The following is a 17,773-nucleotide window of genomic DNA, read 5'->3' on the forward strand; positions in this document are numbered from 1 at the left end:
ACATAAAAATGTAGACAAAGTCAATTTCCGACTTTGTCTACATTTTTTATAAGCATTTTCACTAATAAGGAAACCCTCAGAATATCTCGAAAACGCTTGTCAGACTTAGGCGCACAGTCGATTGAAGACCCGAATAGAACAGGAACAACGACGTATGCAAGTGTTTAGCAATAATCTGAAGCTGGTATTAAATCAGCTTTTTGTGTTACTCTTTTTCTTTTTCAACAAGATCTTCTACCGGTTTTTCTTTTGACAAGAACCAGCCTGCTAGTGCAATTAAGATTAAAACAGAATAGAATGTTACTTTCCACGCAGTTGAGTGTGCAAAGTCATATGGCAAAACTCCCAATGCTGGATGTGATAATGTGTATACAGCTAGTTTAACCCCTACCCAACCAACAATTGCAAAGGCTGCAATTTCTAATCCAGGTCGTTTTTGAAGCAAGGTAACAAAGATATTTGCTGCAAATCGCATGATGATTAATCCAATTAATCCTCCAAAGAAGATAACGATGAATTTACCACCATCTAATCCACCTATTTGTGGTAGTCCTGAATCTGGTAATGCCATTGCTAATGCAACTGCTGCTAAAATTGAATCAACCGCAAATGCTATATCAGCTAACTCAACCTTAAAGACAGTCATCCAGAATCCTGACTTGTTCTCTTTCGCTTCTTCTTTTATGTTTTCTTTAGCAATTTTCTTTCCGTAAATCTTTCTTAAAATATGATTGATGGCGATAAAGAGTAAGTATAGTGCTCCAATTGCTTGAACCTGCCAAACATCGACTAAGAATGAGATAACAAATAATGAAGCAAAACGGAAGACAAATGCCCCTGCTAGCCCGTAGAATAGAGCTTTCTTTCTTTCTTTTTCAGGTAAATGTTTTACCATGATGGCAAGAACAAGTGCGTTGTCAGCCGCTAGGAGACCCTCTAAACCAATAAGTAAAAGTAACACCCAGCCATATTCGAGTAAAATTGATAATTCCATCTTTTCTTCCTCCTAAAAATAGTATGTCTCCAATTTCAAATGCAAGTTGCAAAAACGAAAAAAGGTCTCTACCAATCTATGGTAAGAGACCTAAAAACAAAAAGACCTCTACCATAAATATAGGTAAAGGTCTTGCTAACAACGAATATGGTTGCCAACAAAGCCGAGAGTGGAACACACTCTGAATTGACGACTTTGCTGTAAAAGCTACTCCCCTTTAGGAGACAATATTTAATTTGATGTCTTTATTATATAAGGAAGAAATCTCCTCGTCAACTATTATAAATGTTGTGATAAATAATCAGCAAAGTTTAACGTATTGATCAATTCTTCCTCAAAAATTGTGATCTCATAATCCCAATCTTTTACGATGATCGCGGCCATATTTTTTTCTGCCGCTTCTACCTGATTATAGAAGAACGTTTTAACGATTTTCTTATCGATTGTTGCATCCAACAAAGTTAGAAAAAGTATTAGTTCATCTGCACTTTGATATAATGCACGCTTTATTTCGTTCAATTTGGCCTGGTTCCCTTTTTTTGCCTCATAAGCAAAGTTTCTCGTAATGCTAATATAATTCTTTAACAAGCTTGTAAATTCACTTACTTTTTCTTTTCCATATTTCCTTGAAAGAGTTGCTCCAATTTCCTCTTGATTTTTCATCAGACGCTCATACACATGCTCTTCATCACTGACATGTTCAAATATACTTATGAATAGTCGATTTGACCAAAACGTATGATCGCTCCAAAGCTTCCTCAATTGATCATGGTGACTTATTGTTTGACTTGCAATGGTGGAAGTTGAAAAAGAAAAAAACATAAGAACTGCTAGTAATAGAGAGCTTAAGTACCGAATATTCATTATCTATCCCCTCTCAATTTAATACAATTAGTTTGATTAAATTGAAAGATTATATGCTTTTTTATACTGGGACTGCAGCAAAAAATTCATTATAAAGAGCTTGAACTGCTCTCGATTCATCTACAACCTTTACTCCAAACATCATACTTACTTCAGAGGAGCCTTGATTAATCATTTCAATGTTTACAGCGGCTTCAGCAAGTGCCTTCGCAGCTCTTGCCATCGTCCCTACATTTCTTCTCATTCCTTCGCCAACAACCATAATTAATGCTAAATGATGCTGTACTTCTACTTCATCGGCACCAAGCTCATTTTTAATACGTTCTATTATTACTTTCTCTATTTGCGTTGTCAGTTGATTTTCACGAAGAATAATTGTGATATCATCAATCCCCGAAGGTGAGTGTTCATAACTAATGCCGTTCTCTTCTAAGATTGTTAGCAGTTTCCTTCCAAAACCAATCTCTCGATTTAATAAGTATTTTCGAACGTAAATACTACAAAAGCCTTGATCGCTTGCAATACCAATTACAGGCTCATGGCTTCCTGAATGGTTTTTCATAATTTTCGTCCCTAACGAAGACGGGTTATTTGTATTTTTTATATGAACTGGTATTCCTGCTCTGAACGCTGGTTCCAATGCTTCATCATGGAGCACGGTAAAACCAGCATAAGATAGTTCTCTCATTTCGCGGTATGTTAACTCCCTTATTTCTTTTGGTTGATCAACAAACATTCTATTAACAGTAAAAACAGCATCCACATCAGTAAAGTTTTCATATAGATCAGCTTCCACTGCGTTTGCTAGGATCGAACCGGTAACATCTGATCCACTTCTTGAAAAAGTATACACATTTCCATCTTCACCATATCCAAAAAAACCTGGGAAAACGATGACTTTCTCCACCTTTCTTAGTTTCGAAAGCAAGGAGTAACTTGCCTGTAGTACTTGAGCATTCCCCGGCTCATTTGTTACATACATGCCAGCAACCTTTGGGTTCATATATGAAGCATTAAGACCGCTTTTTTTAAAATAACAAGCGACCAATCTTGCCATATTGTCCTCTCCTCCAGCCTTCACTAAATCAATGAGCTGTGCTGGATTCATTGATTTTGCTTCAAACCTGCTTTCGAAATCATGTTTAATCTCTTCACAAATATATGCTGGTAATTCCAACTCATTCGCTATTTGAAAATAACGTTCTAAAATATATTCAAGTTCACGATCAAATCGTTGATTTTGTAACTTTTTATTAACACATCGGATAAGGACATCTGTTATCTTTTCATCTGAAGGCTCCCTTCTTCCTGGAGCGGATACAACGATGATCCTTCTAGATAAGTCTGACGAAACTATTTTATAAACTCTGTCAATTAGCCTAGCAGTAGCTAATGACGATCCACCAAACTTAGCAACTTTCATAAAGCATCCCCTAATCATAAGAAAATTTACTTCTTATTTTACGCTATAATTTAAAAGATTCAAGAAGTTTTTCCGTTATGTGTGAACATTTGTATTTCTAAAGAGGACATTCTTTCTATCAATATAATGAATTATTGTGAGTATTTTCTACCTTCTATGCAATCATCCACTTCTATCAAGCGCATTCACACATATTATTAAGGGCTTTGTTTTTTACATCCATCTTTTTGATTCCCGGGAAACAATCATTAAAAACCTATTTTGAAATTTTTTATATTGTTTTCAATAAAACTGTATTTATTTTTTATTGAAAAGTTTATAGTTAGGAGTAAAGAGCATTGTAAACTGTTACATAGAAGGAGCTATTCAAGTGATGAAAAGAGTAGCAAATATGAGAGTTTTAATCGTTGATGATAACGAAACAAACCTATTTGTAATCAAGAATATTTTAAAGCGGGCTGGCTTACATAATTATATTAGCTTTACCTCGGCAATGGAGATGTTCACCTATTTAGAAGATGATTCTCAAATCTCATCAGGAAATAAGGCTGACATCATCTTGATGGACATAATGATGCCTGAAATGGACGGGATTGAGGCATGTAAAATCCTCCAAAGCAAAGAGCAATTTCGTGATATCCCAATTATCTTCATTACTGCGCTAGAGGATTCAAATAAGGTAGCTGAGGCGCTTGACGCTGGTGCGATGGACTATGTGATGAAACCAATTAACAAAGTGGAGCTACTCGCAAGAATTCGTGTATCGTTGCGTCTAAAAGTTGAAAAGGATTGGCATAAGGAACAAGAATTGAAGATGCAACAAGAGTTGGAACTTTCCACACAGGTACAAACTAGCATGTTAAGCGAACCGATCATTACTGATCAGTTACAAATTCAAGCTTCTTATTTGCCAGCGAATAACTTAGCTGGTGACCTTTATTACTGGAGAAAGTTAGACGATAATCGATATGCCGCGATACAGCTTGATATGATGGGCCACGGAATTTCAGCTTCACTCGTATGTATGTTTATCTCTTCAGTATTGCGTGATGCAATTAGAACAGACAGCGATCCTGAATATGTTATGAAAGAATTAAATCGGTGGATGAACTTCTTAAATACAAGAAATCGACAATTCACCTATTACTTTACTTGCATTTACCTCGTCTTAGACCTTAAAGAGAAAACAATTGATTATGTGAATGCTGGTCATCCAGCAGGAGTTGCTCTTGTTGATGGAGGCACTGTAGTTGAGCTTAAAAGTAATACTACTGCGATTGGATTCTTTGATGAATTAAAAGTAGAAAAACAATCGATTCATTATCATGAAGAATTTAAATTAATGCTAATAACAGATGGTATTCAGGAGACCTTAGAGGAAGACGGCAAAGATGCCTATGCAATAATGCAAGAATCATTAGCTATTCTTAAGCATACTGAACAGCCTCAACAGCCGATCCAACTATTACTAACAGAAGAGCAGCAAGAAAACGCAGGTGACGACATGTGTGCTGTGTTAATACAAGCGAAAGATCTTTAAACAATCAAGAAAACTAACATAAAAAAGTGGCATAGTTCAATGAACTACGCCACTTTTTATGAAGATGAATGTGTAGACTATTTTTTCACATAGATTTTTTCTCGCCCATTAAAGGAATTAAATAAGTCCATTTCTGCTCGTATCGCCTCTTTACTGCCTAAGCCAAGAAAACCACCTGATGTTAAGCTTTCACTAAATAAACTCAATACATGGAGCTGTAAGGAAAGATTAAAGTAAATTAGGACATTGCGACATATGATCACGTGAAATTCATTAAATGATCGATCTGTCACCAAGTTATGCTGAGCAAATAGAATCCGCGAAAGTAAGTGATCTTTCAGATGCGCTGTATTACGGTCAGCAGTATAATATTCGGAAAATGAGCTTTTCCCACCTGATAAAATGTAATTTTTTGTATATAATTGCATTTTATTTAATGGAATCGTTCCACTTTCAGCATTTTTTAACACTTTCTCATTGATATCTGTTGCATAAATGGTTGTGCGATCACCAAGTCCTTCTTCTTCCATTAAGATCGCCATTGAATAGGCTTCCTCGCCTGTAGAGCAGCCTGCGTGCCAAATTCGAATTTCCGGTAATTCATTTAGCAGCGGAACCACTTCCTCACGGAATGATTTAAAGAAGCAAGGGTCACGAAACATCTCAGTTACATTAATTGAAAAGTCACTTAGCAATTTCTTCAACATAGCATCATCATGAATGATCTTATCTGTAAGACTAGAGATGGTTGATAGCATCTCTAGTCTCATTCGATTTTGAACCCTTCTCATAATCGATGTACGCATGTATTGACGAAAGTCATACCCTGATAACTTATAAACAGCGATTAATAATAAATCGAGTTCTAGTTCTTCACGATTCATCAATCATTCCCCAATTCTTTTTACATTTACCCTCATTATCTTCCCTTTGAAAAGAATTCTAATCTATAAAATTGGAAAATATCTATGCTGTCACCCATACTCTCATCACAGATAAAAGCTGATCTAACTTCAATGGCTTGCTAATATAATCAGATGCTCCTGCCTCCATACACTTTTCTCGATCACCTTTCATTGCCTTTGCAGTTAAAGCAATGATTGGGAGGTCTTGAAACACATCTTGTTCTCGTATACGCTTCATTGTTTCATATCCATCCATGACTGGCATCATTATATCCATTAAAACTAGATCTACAGAAGGGTTAGAGTCTAATCTATCTAGACATTCCATTCCGTTTTGACAGGTGATAACGTTCATCCCCTCTTTTTCTAGGGCATTACGAATTGCATATATATTTCTACTATCATCGTCAACCACAACCACTGTTTTGTCTTTCAACTCTGTAAAGGCTGGTTTCTTCTCATGCTTCTCGACTTCTTCTTGTTTTTGCTCAATCGCGTCAACTATTGCAAGGTCCTCATCCGTTGCCGCAGCAGCCTCAATGATCGCCTGATCTTCTTCTACTACGATTGGCTTTCCATCCGGAAGACTAGGAATATATAGGGAGAATACACTGCCTTTTCCCTCTTCACTTTTTTCAACTTTACACATGCCGCCTAGCAGATTTGCAAATTCCTTCGATATAGATAAGCCCAGTCCTGTACCACCGAATCTTCTCATTGTCGCACCATCCACTTGTTGGAAGGCATTAAAGATGATTCGTTGCTTATCTAACGGTATTCCAATTCCTGTATCTGAAACAGTGATTTTTAACCAATCAGACGAGCTTCCACTCATCTTCATATGACTATACTCTTTTTCTTCAGCTTTTGATAACTTCAAGGTGACCCCACCTTGATCTGTAAACTTGAAGGCATTTGATAGGAGATTCTTCACGATCTGCTGCAATCTCTGTTCATCCGTAAAGAAAACCTCCGGTAATTCATCATCAAATTTTACATCAAACTGTAGATTTTTATGCTTAGCAATTTGGTTAAAGTGCAGTGAAATTCGATCCGAAAAATCTTTCAAGTTCACTTCTTCAAACGTAATTTCGATTTTACCAACTTCAACTTTCGATAAATCTAGAATATCGTTGATTAAGTTTAACAGCTCTTGACCAGATGTATTAATTACTTTTGAGAACTCTTTTTGTTCATCTGTTAACCCATTCTCTGGATCTTCTTCTAACATTTCCGATAGCAGAAGGATACTATTTAACGGTGTCCTTAGCTCATGTGACATATTCGCAAGGAACTCTGATTTGTATTGAGAGCTGAGCTCTAGTTCTTTTGCCTTCTCCTCCAAATCTTCCTTCGCATATCTCAATTCTTCAGCCTTCATTTCAGCGTCTCTCGTCCGCTCTTCAAGCTGTTCATTAATAATTCTAAGCTCTTCTGATTGCGTCTGCATTTCTTCTGATTGTGACTGTAGCTCCTCAGACTGAGTTTGTAGTTCTTCAGATTGCGCCTGGGATTCCTGCAGAAGTCGAACGATCTCCATTCTCCCAACAATATTGTTTAGAGCAAACCCTAATGTTTCAACAACATCTGTAACAACTTCTTTATGTGCATGTGTAAATGGTTTTATGCTTGCTAACTCAATGACACCTAACACATCATCATTTAACAGAATTGGCACAATCATGATGTTGCTAGGTTTAATCGTTGCAGAACCTGTTGAGATTACATGTAAATCTTCCTCGACATTTTCTAAAAGGATCAGTTCTTTATCAATGACACATTGTCCAATTAAGCCTTCTCCAGGGACAAAGAATTCTTTATTGTTTGTTTTTCCTTCCCCTGCATACGTAGCAACTTTTTTGTATAAAACCTCTTCACCTTCTTGTGATTTTTCATAGAAGACACCTAAATTTGCTCCTATTGTCATCGTTACTTTGTTTAAAAAGTTTTTTGCAAGCTCAGATACGGATACATAACGACTATAGGAACCAACAATTAATGCTGATTTCGCTTGGATCCAATTCTGTTCTGTAATTTTCTCCGTATATTGTGCTTCTTTTTCATAATATCTTTCTAATGATGTAGCCATTGAATTAAATGCCTTGGAAATTTCCCCAATTTCATCATTCGATTCGACAGCAATTCTTGGAAGGTCAGTCAGATTGTCAAAATCTACATTTTTTATCCCTTCAGTAATCGTATTAACCGATTTTGTTGTACTGCGTATAACCCACAATGTTACGATAGCAATGAAAGCAATTGCACCTATAATGGCAGCAATAATCATAATGACCATTTCTGTGTAACTAGTGTTTGATTCATGCATTGCATCATCCATTAAACGCTCTTGAATCGACTTAAATTCACCAAGCGATGCAACTAAAGAATTTCGATTATCGAGCCCATCAAAGTACATTTGTACTAACTGCTCTTCCGTCGTTTCATCTACTAACTCCATGATTTGATTTTTCATTGCAAAATACGATGCATACAATCTTTGGAGCTCATTAAATACATTTCTACCTTCTTCTGTATTAATTGTTTCATTGAGAATATCGAAGTTCTGTTGAATCACAACTTCATTTTCATCAATGATTTGCTTTAACGAATTTGTATTTAAAAGATCCTGATTTGTAACCACATTAAATACTTGGCGATCTAGTAAACTAAAGCTTTCTTGAATTTCCGTTGTAATTCTTACTTTCTCATATCTTTGTTGAACAACTTCTAATAAATTTTCCTTTACTGAGTTGACCATCATAAGAATTATAGATAATAGCAATAGCAAGAAAAAAACTGTTAATCCTAATCCAAGAATTTGTTTTTTCTTAAAGCCCAATATTAAGACCTCCCGCACAGTAAAAACAAAATAAACGCTACTCTTACTATAACAGTTCAAGACTGATTAATGTATCATTTTCTACTTTTAAAATTTTCCCTATGTAACTAGTAAAAAATAAGGCTTTCTTTTCCAAATAGTTTCACTATAATGGAGTATATAAAGTTATTAAGCACTACTTATAGGTTAGTAGGATTAGTTAAATGCGCATCAAAACGTGAAAATATTCACAATCTATCTTTGTTAATGAAAACGATTTCACCATGATTACGTTCATTAAAGACTAAATGATTGACATTAGAAGCTTTGCTTCTTTTGATAATTTTAAAAGGAGGTTTACAAATGAATCAAATGTTTCGTTTTTCCACCCTTTCAATTGCACTCATTCCAGTAGCTGTAGGAATTAACTTTATTGGAAAAGCACTTGCCGAATTTCTACGTTTGCCATTATGGATTGATGCAATTGGAACTGTCTTAGCCAGTATTTTAGCTGGACCAGTAATTGGTGCTTTATCGGGAATTATTAATAATCTTATTTATGGGTTTACTGTTAGCCAAATTTCAGCTGTATATGCTATTACTAGTGGGGCAATTGGGATTACAGTTGGGATATTTGCATATAAAGGTTGGCTGACAAGTTACAATAAGGCAATCATTGTCGGGTTAACTGTTGGATTTATTGCTGCTGTCATCTCCACGCCTATTAATATTTACGCATGGGGTGGTACGACAGGGAATATTTGGGGAGATGCTCTCTTCGCTCTTTTGCTATCTAATGATGTTCCTTTATGGATTGCATCTTTTTTCAATAGCATCGTCGTTGATCTTCCGGATAAAGCAGTTACCGTATTAATTGCTTTCACAATCTTTAAGAACCTACCTAAAAACATGAAGACGTTGTATCAATCGGATACAAAAATCGAAAAACTCTAATCTATTTTTATATTGGTTGGCGAGGTACACCTCGTCAACCAACAAATTATTAAATGACGAGGACATATATAATTATGATGAAAACGATTGATTTATACTCCGAACAACAATCAATCATCCATAAAATAGATCCATTATCCAAACTTTTTTTTGCATTTGCTGCTATCTTTATATCCTATTTATATTCAGATCATATTATTGTTTTTTCGGTTACACTTGTTAGCTTTTTCTTCTTATTACTTGGGAAGGTAGCACATAAAGTTCTTCCTATACTTTCTGTTGCCCTATTTCTTATTCTGTCTGTCATCATTGTTCAAAGTCTGTTTCATCCTGATCGTGAGGTTCCGTTAGTCACCATTAATGGATTCATTATTTATAAAGAAGGGGTTATGTTCGCTTTGCTGCTAACTTTGAGAATCACGAACATTATTCTGTCATTCTCACTTATTATGTTAACGACAAAGCCTGATCTGTTGGTTGAGGAGCTAATGAGAAAAGGGTTATCACCAAAGTTCGGATATGTATTGCTATCGGTTTTTCATATTATTCCGCAGCTACGAACAAATATTGCGAGAATCCAAGATTCCCAACGAGCAAGAGGATTAGAAATAGATGGATCACTCCTTAAACGAGTGAAGGCATTTATACCTCTTATGTATCCTGTCGTCATGCATGCATTAATCGAGACGAAGGAAAGAGCAATTGCACTTGAGGTAAGAGGATTTAATTCTTCGATTAAACGGACTTTTATTCAAGAAAAACGCATCTATACGTTTCGACGTACAATTAAAGTTTGTATACTGTTCTGTTTAATGGTAGCGATTATTTGGAGGATCATTTCATGACGATAGTCACTGTAGAAAATCTAAAGTATAAATATCCTCACACTGAGCATTTAGCATTGAATGATTTGAGCTTTTCTGTGAATAAAGGTGAGTGGATTGGCATAATCGGGGCAAACACTTCTGGAAAATCAACGCTTTGTCATGCTCTTGCAGGTCTTGTCCCTCATTTCTTTAAAGGTGGCTACGGCGGAAGTGTCCATATTGCTGATAAGGAAGTATTTACACACTCTATAAACGACTTAGCTAGTGACATTGGGCTTGTATTCGATCATCCTTACTCCCAGTTATCCGGTGCAAAGAGCACCGTCTTTGATGAGCTTGCATTTGGTTTAGAGAATCGTGGTGTGAAGCGAGAGAAAATGATTGAGGCAATTAATGAAGCACTCAGTCTATTAAAAATTGAACATATTAAGCAGCAAAGTCCTTTCAATCTTTCTGGTGGTCAAATGCAACGGGTGGCCATTGCAAGCATTCTTGTCATGAATCCGTCCATATTTGTATTTGATGAACCAACATCACAATTGGACCCACAAGGGACAGAAGATGTCTTCAAAGCGATTAAACAGTTAGCGAAAAAAGGCCATACTATTATTATGGCCGAGCATAATCTAGAAAAGCTTGCTCAATATGCTGATAAAATTCTTCTTTTACATGAGGGGAAGCTGATTGATTTTGCCACACCTGAAGAAGTTTTCTCTCGTGATGACTTATCTGCATATGGAGTGACTGCTCCAATCTACACAACAGTATGTAAGGCATTAGGTATTCGCAATCAAAAAACAGGACTGTTCCCTGTTGAAATCAATACAATTCCAGTATTATCAGGTGAAGAAAATGAATGAAATTATCATTAAAAATGTTTCCTTTCAATATCCACATTCACCAAAGCCTGCATTAAAAAATGTAAGCATGAATTTACATATGAACTCAACTGCAATTGTTGGGCAAAACGGTGCTGGGAAATCAACGTTGGTAAGGCTGATCAAGGGGTTGCTTCATCCTAGCGAAGGAACCATCAAAATTAACGGCATTGAAGTTGCTCATGCAAGCGGACGACAGCTTGCAAAGGAAGTTGGTCTGATCTTTCAGAATCCTGATGATCAAATTTTCAAAAACAAAGTAATCGATGAAATTATGTATGGACCAATAAATATTGGTATGTCTAAAGAGACAGCAGAAAAAGAAGCCATTGCCTCTCTGCAGCTCGTTGGACTTGAAGACAAGGCTGAATTAAATCCACATGATTTAAGCTTTTCGCAAAGAAAGCTTGTTGCAATTGCATCTGTGCTTGCTATGAAGCCGAAGATCATCATATTTGATGAGCCGACTATGGGTCAAGATTTTAAAGGGAAAGAGCGGCTAAAAGAGATTATATTCAATCTGAAAGCAAGCGGCATTCTCGTCCTATGTATTCTCCACGATATGGACTTTGTAGGGGAAGTATTTGAGCGCGTAATCGTGATGAATGATGGAACCATTTTATTAAATGGTAGTACTCATGAAGTTTTTTCAAACGAAGCGGTCATTCAAACTGCTGGATTAGAGCTTCCTAACATCACAAAGCTTGGACATCATTTAGGTCTTCGTGAAACAATCTTATACGAAGATGAGTTACTACGAATAGTGAGGAAGAATAACCGTCCAAAGAAATGAATTCATTTCTTTGGACTTATTTTCTTACCTAATAGATATTTCCTTTTGCGCTTCACCAATTAGACTTTCTAATTGGAGTAACCTTAGAGTAAAGAATGAGATTGGATCACGGAATTTCTCTGGTTTTTCACGTAATTCATTCAATGATTTTTGGCTGTTGTCTATATCTGCAAATGCGTCTTCGATTGCCTGCTCTAATACCTTATAAGCGTCTTGTAAGAACAAGCGGATATCTCCTTCTATCGATCGTTCAAGAAGTTCGAATTGGTGAATGATTTGTTGATATGTTTTTTCAGCTTCTTCACTGTAATCCTTTTCTTCAATTAACTCAGTATACTTCTGCTCAATTAATGACTTGTTTTTCGTAATGGATCCGAACAATACACTAGCACCTTTAAGCAATAATTGAGATGGATTATTTCGCAGCAATATATTTAAAGACTCCAATGGAATCTGCCCTGTCGTCATACGATTCACATCGCGCTTCCAGTCAGACAATATTTGAAACTCAGGGTCAAATTGGAGCTTTTCCTCACCGTAAATCGCATTGAAGCTTTCTGCTATCTCAATGAAAAACTGCTTCATCTCAACAAATTGGACTTCACTTAATTGAATCCACTCCTCAAACTGTGCTCTTGCTTTTGGAAACGCATCTTCAACGATATAGTCTCTTAACGCTTCATTTAATTTTTGATTCATTTGTAAATGCATTTTTGCTGGTTCTTCAATCTCTGATACATAAGGAGCGCATGATTTTAATAATAGAGGTACTTGTTCATTAATCTCCTCTTTTAACTGCAGCTTTTCATTTCGAAAAGCACCTTTTAGCAATTGCTTTTTCTCTTCCTCGTAATCAGCTAGTTGATTATTGGCGCCTTTAAGCTTAGTAATAATTTCTTCATTCCACTCAATATTCTCTGCAAGAAAGGCTTCATTCTCCGTTCTCTTCTCTGATAAATAAGTAATCGATTTGCCAATTGCATGGAGAATCTTTCGTTTATGTTCACCCTTAGTATTTACTCCATTAAATATCTGTTGGATGAAGCTTGAAAAATAGGCAGGTGATTGTTTGTTTAAGATAAACTTTTCCGAATGCGGGAACATTTGGTTCACAGAATCCAAAATATCTTCATACATATACTGGCTCCGCTCTTCTAATTCAGGCATAGCGAAATGCAGCGGCACACTTGGGTGAGCTCTCTTAATTTTTTTTGCGACTTCCAGTTCTTTTTCAATTTTTTGGATTGTCCCACTTAATACAAATACAATCGCATCACTAAAATGAGTATATTGTAATAGATCCTTGCTATTCCTTACACCAACTTCCATTAGTGGTGGGTTGATCACAGTGATTCTTTCTTTTTCTAAAAGTGGGTGATTCCAATGGATGTTTACTAAATGCTGATTCTCATCCTCTATCATCGTAAACTCTTCAAACAATCGTGTATTTACTTCTTCATTCGTTATATCAATGACTTCTTCTAATTGTGCATACTTATACCGTACAACCTGCCTGTCAACATTCATGTCCTCTACTCCTAAGGTCGATTCCATGAACATTTGCTTTGCATCACTATCCATACTCGCAATAATTAATTGACGGTTATCAACATCTAATAATTCTCTAACCATCCATTCAAACTGCATGCCCATTGATAAATCATGCTTCATACCCCATTCGGCAATTGATTCAAAAAGACTGTAAGCGTCTTCAATAGCCATTTCCATACTATTACGGCTTTGAATATCACGCTCTACTCTTTGCACTACTTCTTCTTCTATACCTGTAGGGAACAATGTTGACCAAGAGACAATCGCCGTCTTAGCATTAATAGACGTCCGAGTCGTTGCAACCGCAAGCCAATTTTCTAGATGGTTCGGAATAAACGATGTAATAACCTTCAATGGATATTTCCCAGAGGTTAGTGAGCGATACGTTTCCTGATAGAGATCTTCTAGAATTGAAGAGCTCCATAGGTCATCAACAATCCGTTCTTTTATTAAGTGGTTAAATGATTGAATCCATGTAAAATAGGTCTCTTTTTGCTCATACCCTTTCCATAGAGTCGACGACAGCTTTTCAAATTGCTGTTTGTTTTCTTCAAACAATATTTCAAGAATCGGTTGGTAATGAGTTGGTTCTTCGTTTGTCAGCCATCTTCGGTCTGCATACATCTGCAGTCTTTCAATCCAATGATCATCCCTCGTTCGAATGAATTCCGATTTTGCCAATTCAATTACATGCCCCCACTCATTTTCTTTTTCCCAATAAGATTGTGCAATGGTCGTTACATCTTGATAATCTGGATCAAACGCAATCGCCTCTTTTAGAACTCTAGTTGCCTCATCCTTTTTATTCACTTGTATGTATAAGGAGAATAGTTGCAACAACACTTCCATTGTTAACACAGGTGACTCTGTTTCAATGGAACGATAGATGCCCTCTGCATTTGTATACATCTCAAGTTCAAGGTATGCATCAGCTGTATTTTTCCTTGCCCATGGCTGTAACTCATCGCCAATGTTTTCCCATTTAAATATAGCTGCCTCAAAATCTTTAAATTGAAAATACAGCTCTCCTTGAGCGAAACGAATTTCGGTTAAGTTCGGCAGCTCTTTTTTCTGCTCTTCCATATAGAGATTCCCGAGTAGTGGCAATGCATCATTCAATTGGCTTCCTTCTATTAAATATTCATAATTGGTTTTCGTTACAAATTTCTGTTCGTTCGTCATATACCCTCCACCTATTCACTGTTTCTATGAATCAAGTGTATTTTTACTACTATGAACGTATTCTATCAAAGTTAAATGTTGAATAAATTTCATTTCCCTATCATTTTTAATACATTATTGTAATCTGTTGTAATATAATGTCTAAGAAGGTAAGCTAACTTGCTAGATTGAAACCTTTCCCGTCCCTTAACCGTCTATATCGATGAACAATCCAACAAAAATTAAGGAGAATTCTATGATGAAACAGATGAAAAAATGGTTTGCTGCGATTGTCGCTACTACATTGCTTATTACTTCCAGTGGAAATGTATTTGCATCAAAGGATACAGAAGATGTAATAGATGAAAAATATGGACTTCCAATTGCTGTTTATGGAGAACAATTGACAGCATCACAAAAAGATGAAGTACGAAAGCTTTTCGGAATTAATGATTCAAGCAACGTTGAAGAATTAACAATTACAGCTCAAGACATCGTCTACTATATAAATGGAAATCCAAATTCAAATATGTACTCGTCTGCAAAAATAACGCGAAGTGACAAAATTGATGGTGTCGTTGTAAATCAACTTACACCTGATAATATCACCCAAGTTTCCAATGAAATGTATGCAAATGCATTGCTAACAGCAGGAGTTGATCATGCAATTGTTGACATCGCTTCGCCTGTAAAAGTTACAGGCCATTCTGCACTAGTAGGAATCTATAAAGCGTATGACCAAGGTGATGGCGCAGAATTAAATAAGGAACATACTGAAGTAGCGAATGAGGAATTAAGTTTAGCAACAAAGCTTGCTGAACAAGAAGGGTTAGACCAAAACAAAGTCTCAGAACTATTAGCTGAAATAAAAACAGCCATTGCAGAAAACAAACCAGCAACAAAAGAAGAGATTGAACAGATTATTGATGAAAAACTAAAGTCTTTAGAAATCAATTTAAATGAACAAGATCGTCAGCTTTTAATCGATTTATTCGAAAAGATGCGTTCCCTTAATATCAATTTTGATAATGTAAAATCCCAGCTAGAATCTTTAGCAAATGACGTGAAGAATAAGATTGAACAGGCTGTTGGAGATAAAGGATTTTTACAAGCCATTTCTGATTTCTTTAAGGGCATTATTGATTCCATTCGTAGTATTTTTTCATAACTAGAGTGATAAAATATGCACATACAGCATACTTTTTAAAAGTTAAACAGCACGGGGCTTTTTTCCCTTGCTGTTTTATTTTATAATGAAGGAATCATACTACGCTTCGTGACTAATGAGATACCATTTGTCATAATACGGATAGAAAGGCTGATATTGATTTGGATACACATTCAAATTTTATTAAAAAGATTATGAAAGAGGATTTAGATGGCGGGAAGCATGATACAATCGTCACTCGTTTTCCTCCTGAGCCAAACGGCTATCTACATATTGGACATGCTAAATCCATCATCATTAACTTTGGATTAGCAGATGAATTTAATGGAAGAACAAATCTGCGTTTCGATGATACGAACCCACTTAAGGAAGATCAAGAATACGTAGATGCAATAAAAGAAGATGTAAAATGGCTTGGCTTTGATTGGGAAGAGCTTCACTTTGCATCGAATTACTTTGAAGAAATGTACAATCGTGCCGTACTCTTAATTAAAAAAGGGAAGGCATATGTAGATGATTTGAATCAAGAGCAAATTCGAGAATACCGCGGAACATTAACTGAACCAGGAAAAGAAAGTCCTTATCGTAGCCGTTCGATCGAAGAAAACCTTGAATTGTTCGAGAAAATGCGTAAAGGAGAATTTGAGAACGGAGCAAAGGTGCTTCGTGCAAAAATTGATATGTCTTCACCGAACATCAATTTGCGCGATCCAGTTATTTACCGCATCTCCCATGCAACTCATCATAATACAGGTGATACTTGGTGCATTTACCCGATGTATTCCTTTGCACATCCATTAGAGGACGCAATCGAAGGTGTGACGCATTCATTATGTACAACAGAGTTCGAAGATCAGCGTCCTCTATACAACTGGGTCATTGCTGAATGTGAAATGGATTGTCAGCCACAACAAATAGAGTTTGGTCGCTTAAATGTCACAAACACAGTTATGAGCAAACGAAAGCTCAAGCTTATGGTCGATGAAGGCATTGTCGATGGATGGGATGATCCACGTATGCCAACAATTTCAGGTTTACGTAGAAAAGGCTTCACTGCAGAAGCGATCCGTGAATTTGTGAAAGAAACTGGTGTATCAAAGGGTAACGGCGCAGTGGATGAAGCGATGCTTGACCATTATATGCGTGAAGACTTGAAGTTAAAATCACCACGTACAATGGGGATTTTAAAGCCGTTAAAGGTTATTATTACGAACTACCCTGAAGGCGAAACAGAATACCTTGAGGCAGAAATCAATCCTGAAAACCCTGAAATGGGAACGAGACAAATTCCATTTTCAAGAGAGATTTATATTGAGCAAGAAGACTTTATGGAAGATCCACCTAAGAAGTACTTCCGTCTCTTCCCTGGCAATGAAGTTCGCTTAAAGCATGCGTATTTCATTAAGTGCCACGATGTTATTAAAGATGAAGAAGGCAATGTAACAGAAATTCATTGTACTTACGATCATGAAACAAAGAGTGGTACAGGGTTTACTGGACGTAAAGTAAAAGGCACACTTCACTGGGTTGATGCAACACATGCAATTCCTGCTGAATTCCGCTTATACGAGCCGCTTGTCCTTGATAAGGAAATGGAAGCTGATGAAGATCATGAAAATAAAACGTTTCTAGATTTCATTAATCCAAATTCATTAGAAGTATTAAACGGCTTTATTGAACCGAACTTGAAGGACGCAGAGCCTCAAGACAAATTTCAATTTTTCCGTCACGGCTATTTCAATGTAGACCCTAAAGATACAAAGACTGACAACATTGTGTTTAATCGTATTGTTTCATTGAAAAGCTCATTTAAATTATAAGAAAAAGGGTTCGGATAAATTCCGAACCCTTTTGAGCGTATTTACGAACGTATGCAAGCGTTTGTCAACATTCTGAA

Annotated in this window: 13 protein-coding genes; 7 read left to right on the forward strand and 6 right to left on the reverse strand. The window is 36.3% G+C overall.

What is annotated here, in order from left to right; all coding sequences use genetic code 11:
• Window positions 1–205 precede the first annotated feature (205 nt).
• From AC6F34_RS11665 to AC6F34_RS11675, 3 genes are all read right to left on the reverse strand, one after another.
• On the reverse strand, window positions 206–994 hold the full coding sequence (locus AC6F34_RS11665) for a TerC family protein (protein ID WP_500772255.1): 789 nt from the start codon (window positions 992–994) through the stop codon (window positions 206–208).
• 279 nt (window positions 995–1,273) lie between these two features.
• On the reverse strand, window positions 1,274–1,858 hold the full coding sequence (locus AC6F34_RS11670; protein ID WP_500772256.1) for a hypothetical protein: 585 nt from the start codon (window positions 1,856–1,858) through the stop codon (window positions 1,274–1,276).
• A gap of 61 nt (window positions 1,859–1,919) precedes the next feature.
• Entirely contained in the window at window positions 1,920–3,281 is a 1,362-nt protein-coding gene (locus tag AC6F34_RS11675) for an aspartate kinase (protein ID WP_500772258.1), read from the reverse strand.
• Window positions 3,282–3,672: 391 nt separating this feature from the next.
• Between AC6F34_RS11675 and AC6F34_RS11680 the strand changes: the two genes are divergently transcribed.
• Entirely contained in the window at window positions 3,673–4,821 is a 1,149-nt protein-coding gene (locus AC6F34_RS11680; protein WP_500772449.1) for a SpoIIE family protein phosphatase, read from the forward strand.
• Between the two features lie 77 nt (window positions 4,822–4,898).
• Here AC6F34_RS11680 and AC6F34_RS11685 read toward each other — a convergent pair whose 3' ends face one another.
• Together AC6F34_RS11685 and AC6F34_RS11690 are read right to left on the reverse strand one after the other, a co-directional pair.
• Window positions 4,899–5,705: a CheR family methyltransferase gene (locus AC6F34_RS11685; RefSeq protein ID WP_500772260.1), complete on the reverse strand. Its 807-nt coding sequence runs from the start codon at window positions 5,703–5,705 to the stop codon at window positions 4,899–4,901.
• An 82-nt stretch (window positions 5,706–5,787) separates the two neighbouring features.
• Complete coding sequence (locus AC6F34_RS11690; RefSeq protein ID WP_500772262.1) at window positions 5,788–8,565, reverse strand: response regulator; 2,778 nt, start codon at window positions 8,563–8,565, stop codon at window positions 5,788–5,790.
• 342 nt (window positions 8,566–8,907) lie between these two features.
• On the opposite strand from AC6F34_RS11690, the gene AC6F34_RS11695 reads away from it, so the two are divergent.
• From AC6F34_RS11695 to AC6F34_RS11710, 4 genes are all read left to right on the forward strand, one after another.
• A complete protein-coding gene (locus AC6F34_RS11695) occupies window positions 8,908–9,498 on the forward strand; it encodes an ECF transporter S component (protein ID WP_500772264.1) in 591 nt (196 codons plus the stop codon).
• A 74-nt stretch (window positions 9,499–9,572) separates the two neighbouring features.
• The gene (locus AC6F34_RS11700) at window positions 9,573–10,343 is read left to right on the forward strand and encodes an energy-coupling factor transporter transmembrane component T family protein (RefSeq protein ID WP_500772266.1); all 771 of its coding nucleotides are present in this window, start codon (window positions 9,573–9,575) and stop codon (window positions 10,341–10,343) included.
• Window positions 10,340–11,185, forward strand: a complete 846-nt coding sequence (locus AC6F34_RS11705) for an energy-coupling factor ABC transporter ATP-binding protein (RefSeq protein ID WP_500772268.1) — start codon at window positions 10,340–10,342, stop codon at window positions 11,183–11,185. Before AC6F34_RS11700 ends, AC6F34_RS11705 begins: the two co-directional genes overlap by 4 nt.
• Window positions 11,178–11,996 carry an energy-coupling factor ABC transporter ATP-binding protein gene (locus AC6F34_RS11710; RefSeq protein WP_500772270.1) on the forward strand — a complete coding sequence of 273 codons (819 nt, stop codon included), beginning with the start codon at window positions 11,178–11,180 and terminating at the stop codon, window positions 11,994–11,996. The genes AC6F34_RS11705 and AC6F34_RS11710 overlap by 8 nt, the downstream gene beginning before the upstream one ends.
• A 24-nt stretch (window positions 11,997–12,020) precedes the next feature.
• Here AC6F34_RS11710 and AC6F34_RS11715 read toward each other — a convergent pair whose 3' ends face one another.
• The gene (locus AC6F34_RS11715; protein WP_500772272.1) at window positions 12,021–14,729 is read right to left on the reverse strand and encodes a tetratricopeptide repeat protein; all 2,709 of its coding nucleotides are present in this window, start codon (window positions 14,727–14,729) and stop codon (window positions 12,021–12,023) included.
• A gap of 235 nt (window positions 14,730–14,964) precedes the next feature.
• Here AC6F34_RS11715 and AC6F34_RS11720 point away from each other — a divergent pair, with 235 nt between their 5' ends.
• Window positions 14,965–15,876, forward strand: a complete 912-nt coding sequence (locus AC6F34_RS11720) for a DUF1002 domain-containing protein (protein WP_500772274.1) — start codon at window positions 14,965–14,967, stop codon at window positions 15,874–15,876.
• A 161-nt stretch (window positions 15,877–16,037) separates the two neighbouring features.
• Window positions 16,038–17,696: a glutamine--tRNA ligase/YqeY domain fusion protein gene (locus tag AC6F34_RS11725; protein WP_500772276.1), complete on the forward strand. Its 1,659-nt coding sequence runs from the start codon at window positions 16,038–16,040 to the stop codon at window positions 17,694–17,696.
• The last annotated feature ends 77 nt before the right edge of the window (window positions 17,697–17,773 follow it).

The sequence above is a fragment of the Niallia sp. CD-39 genome (assembly GCF_059874745.1).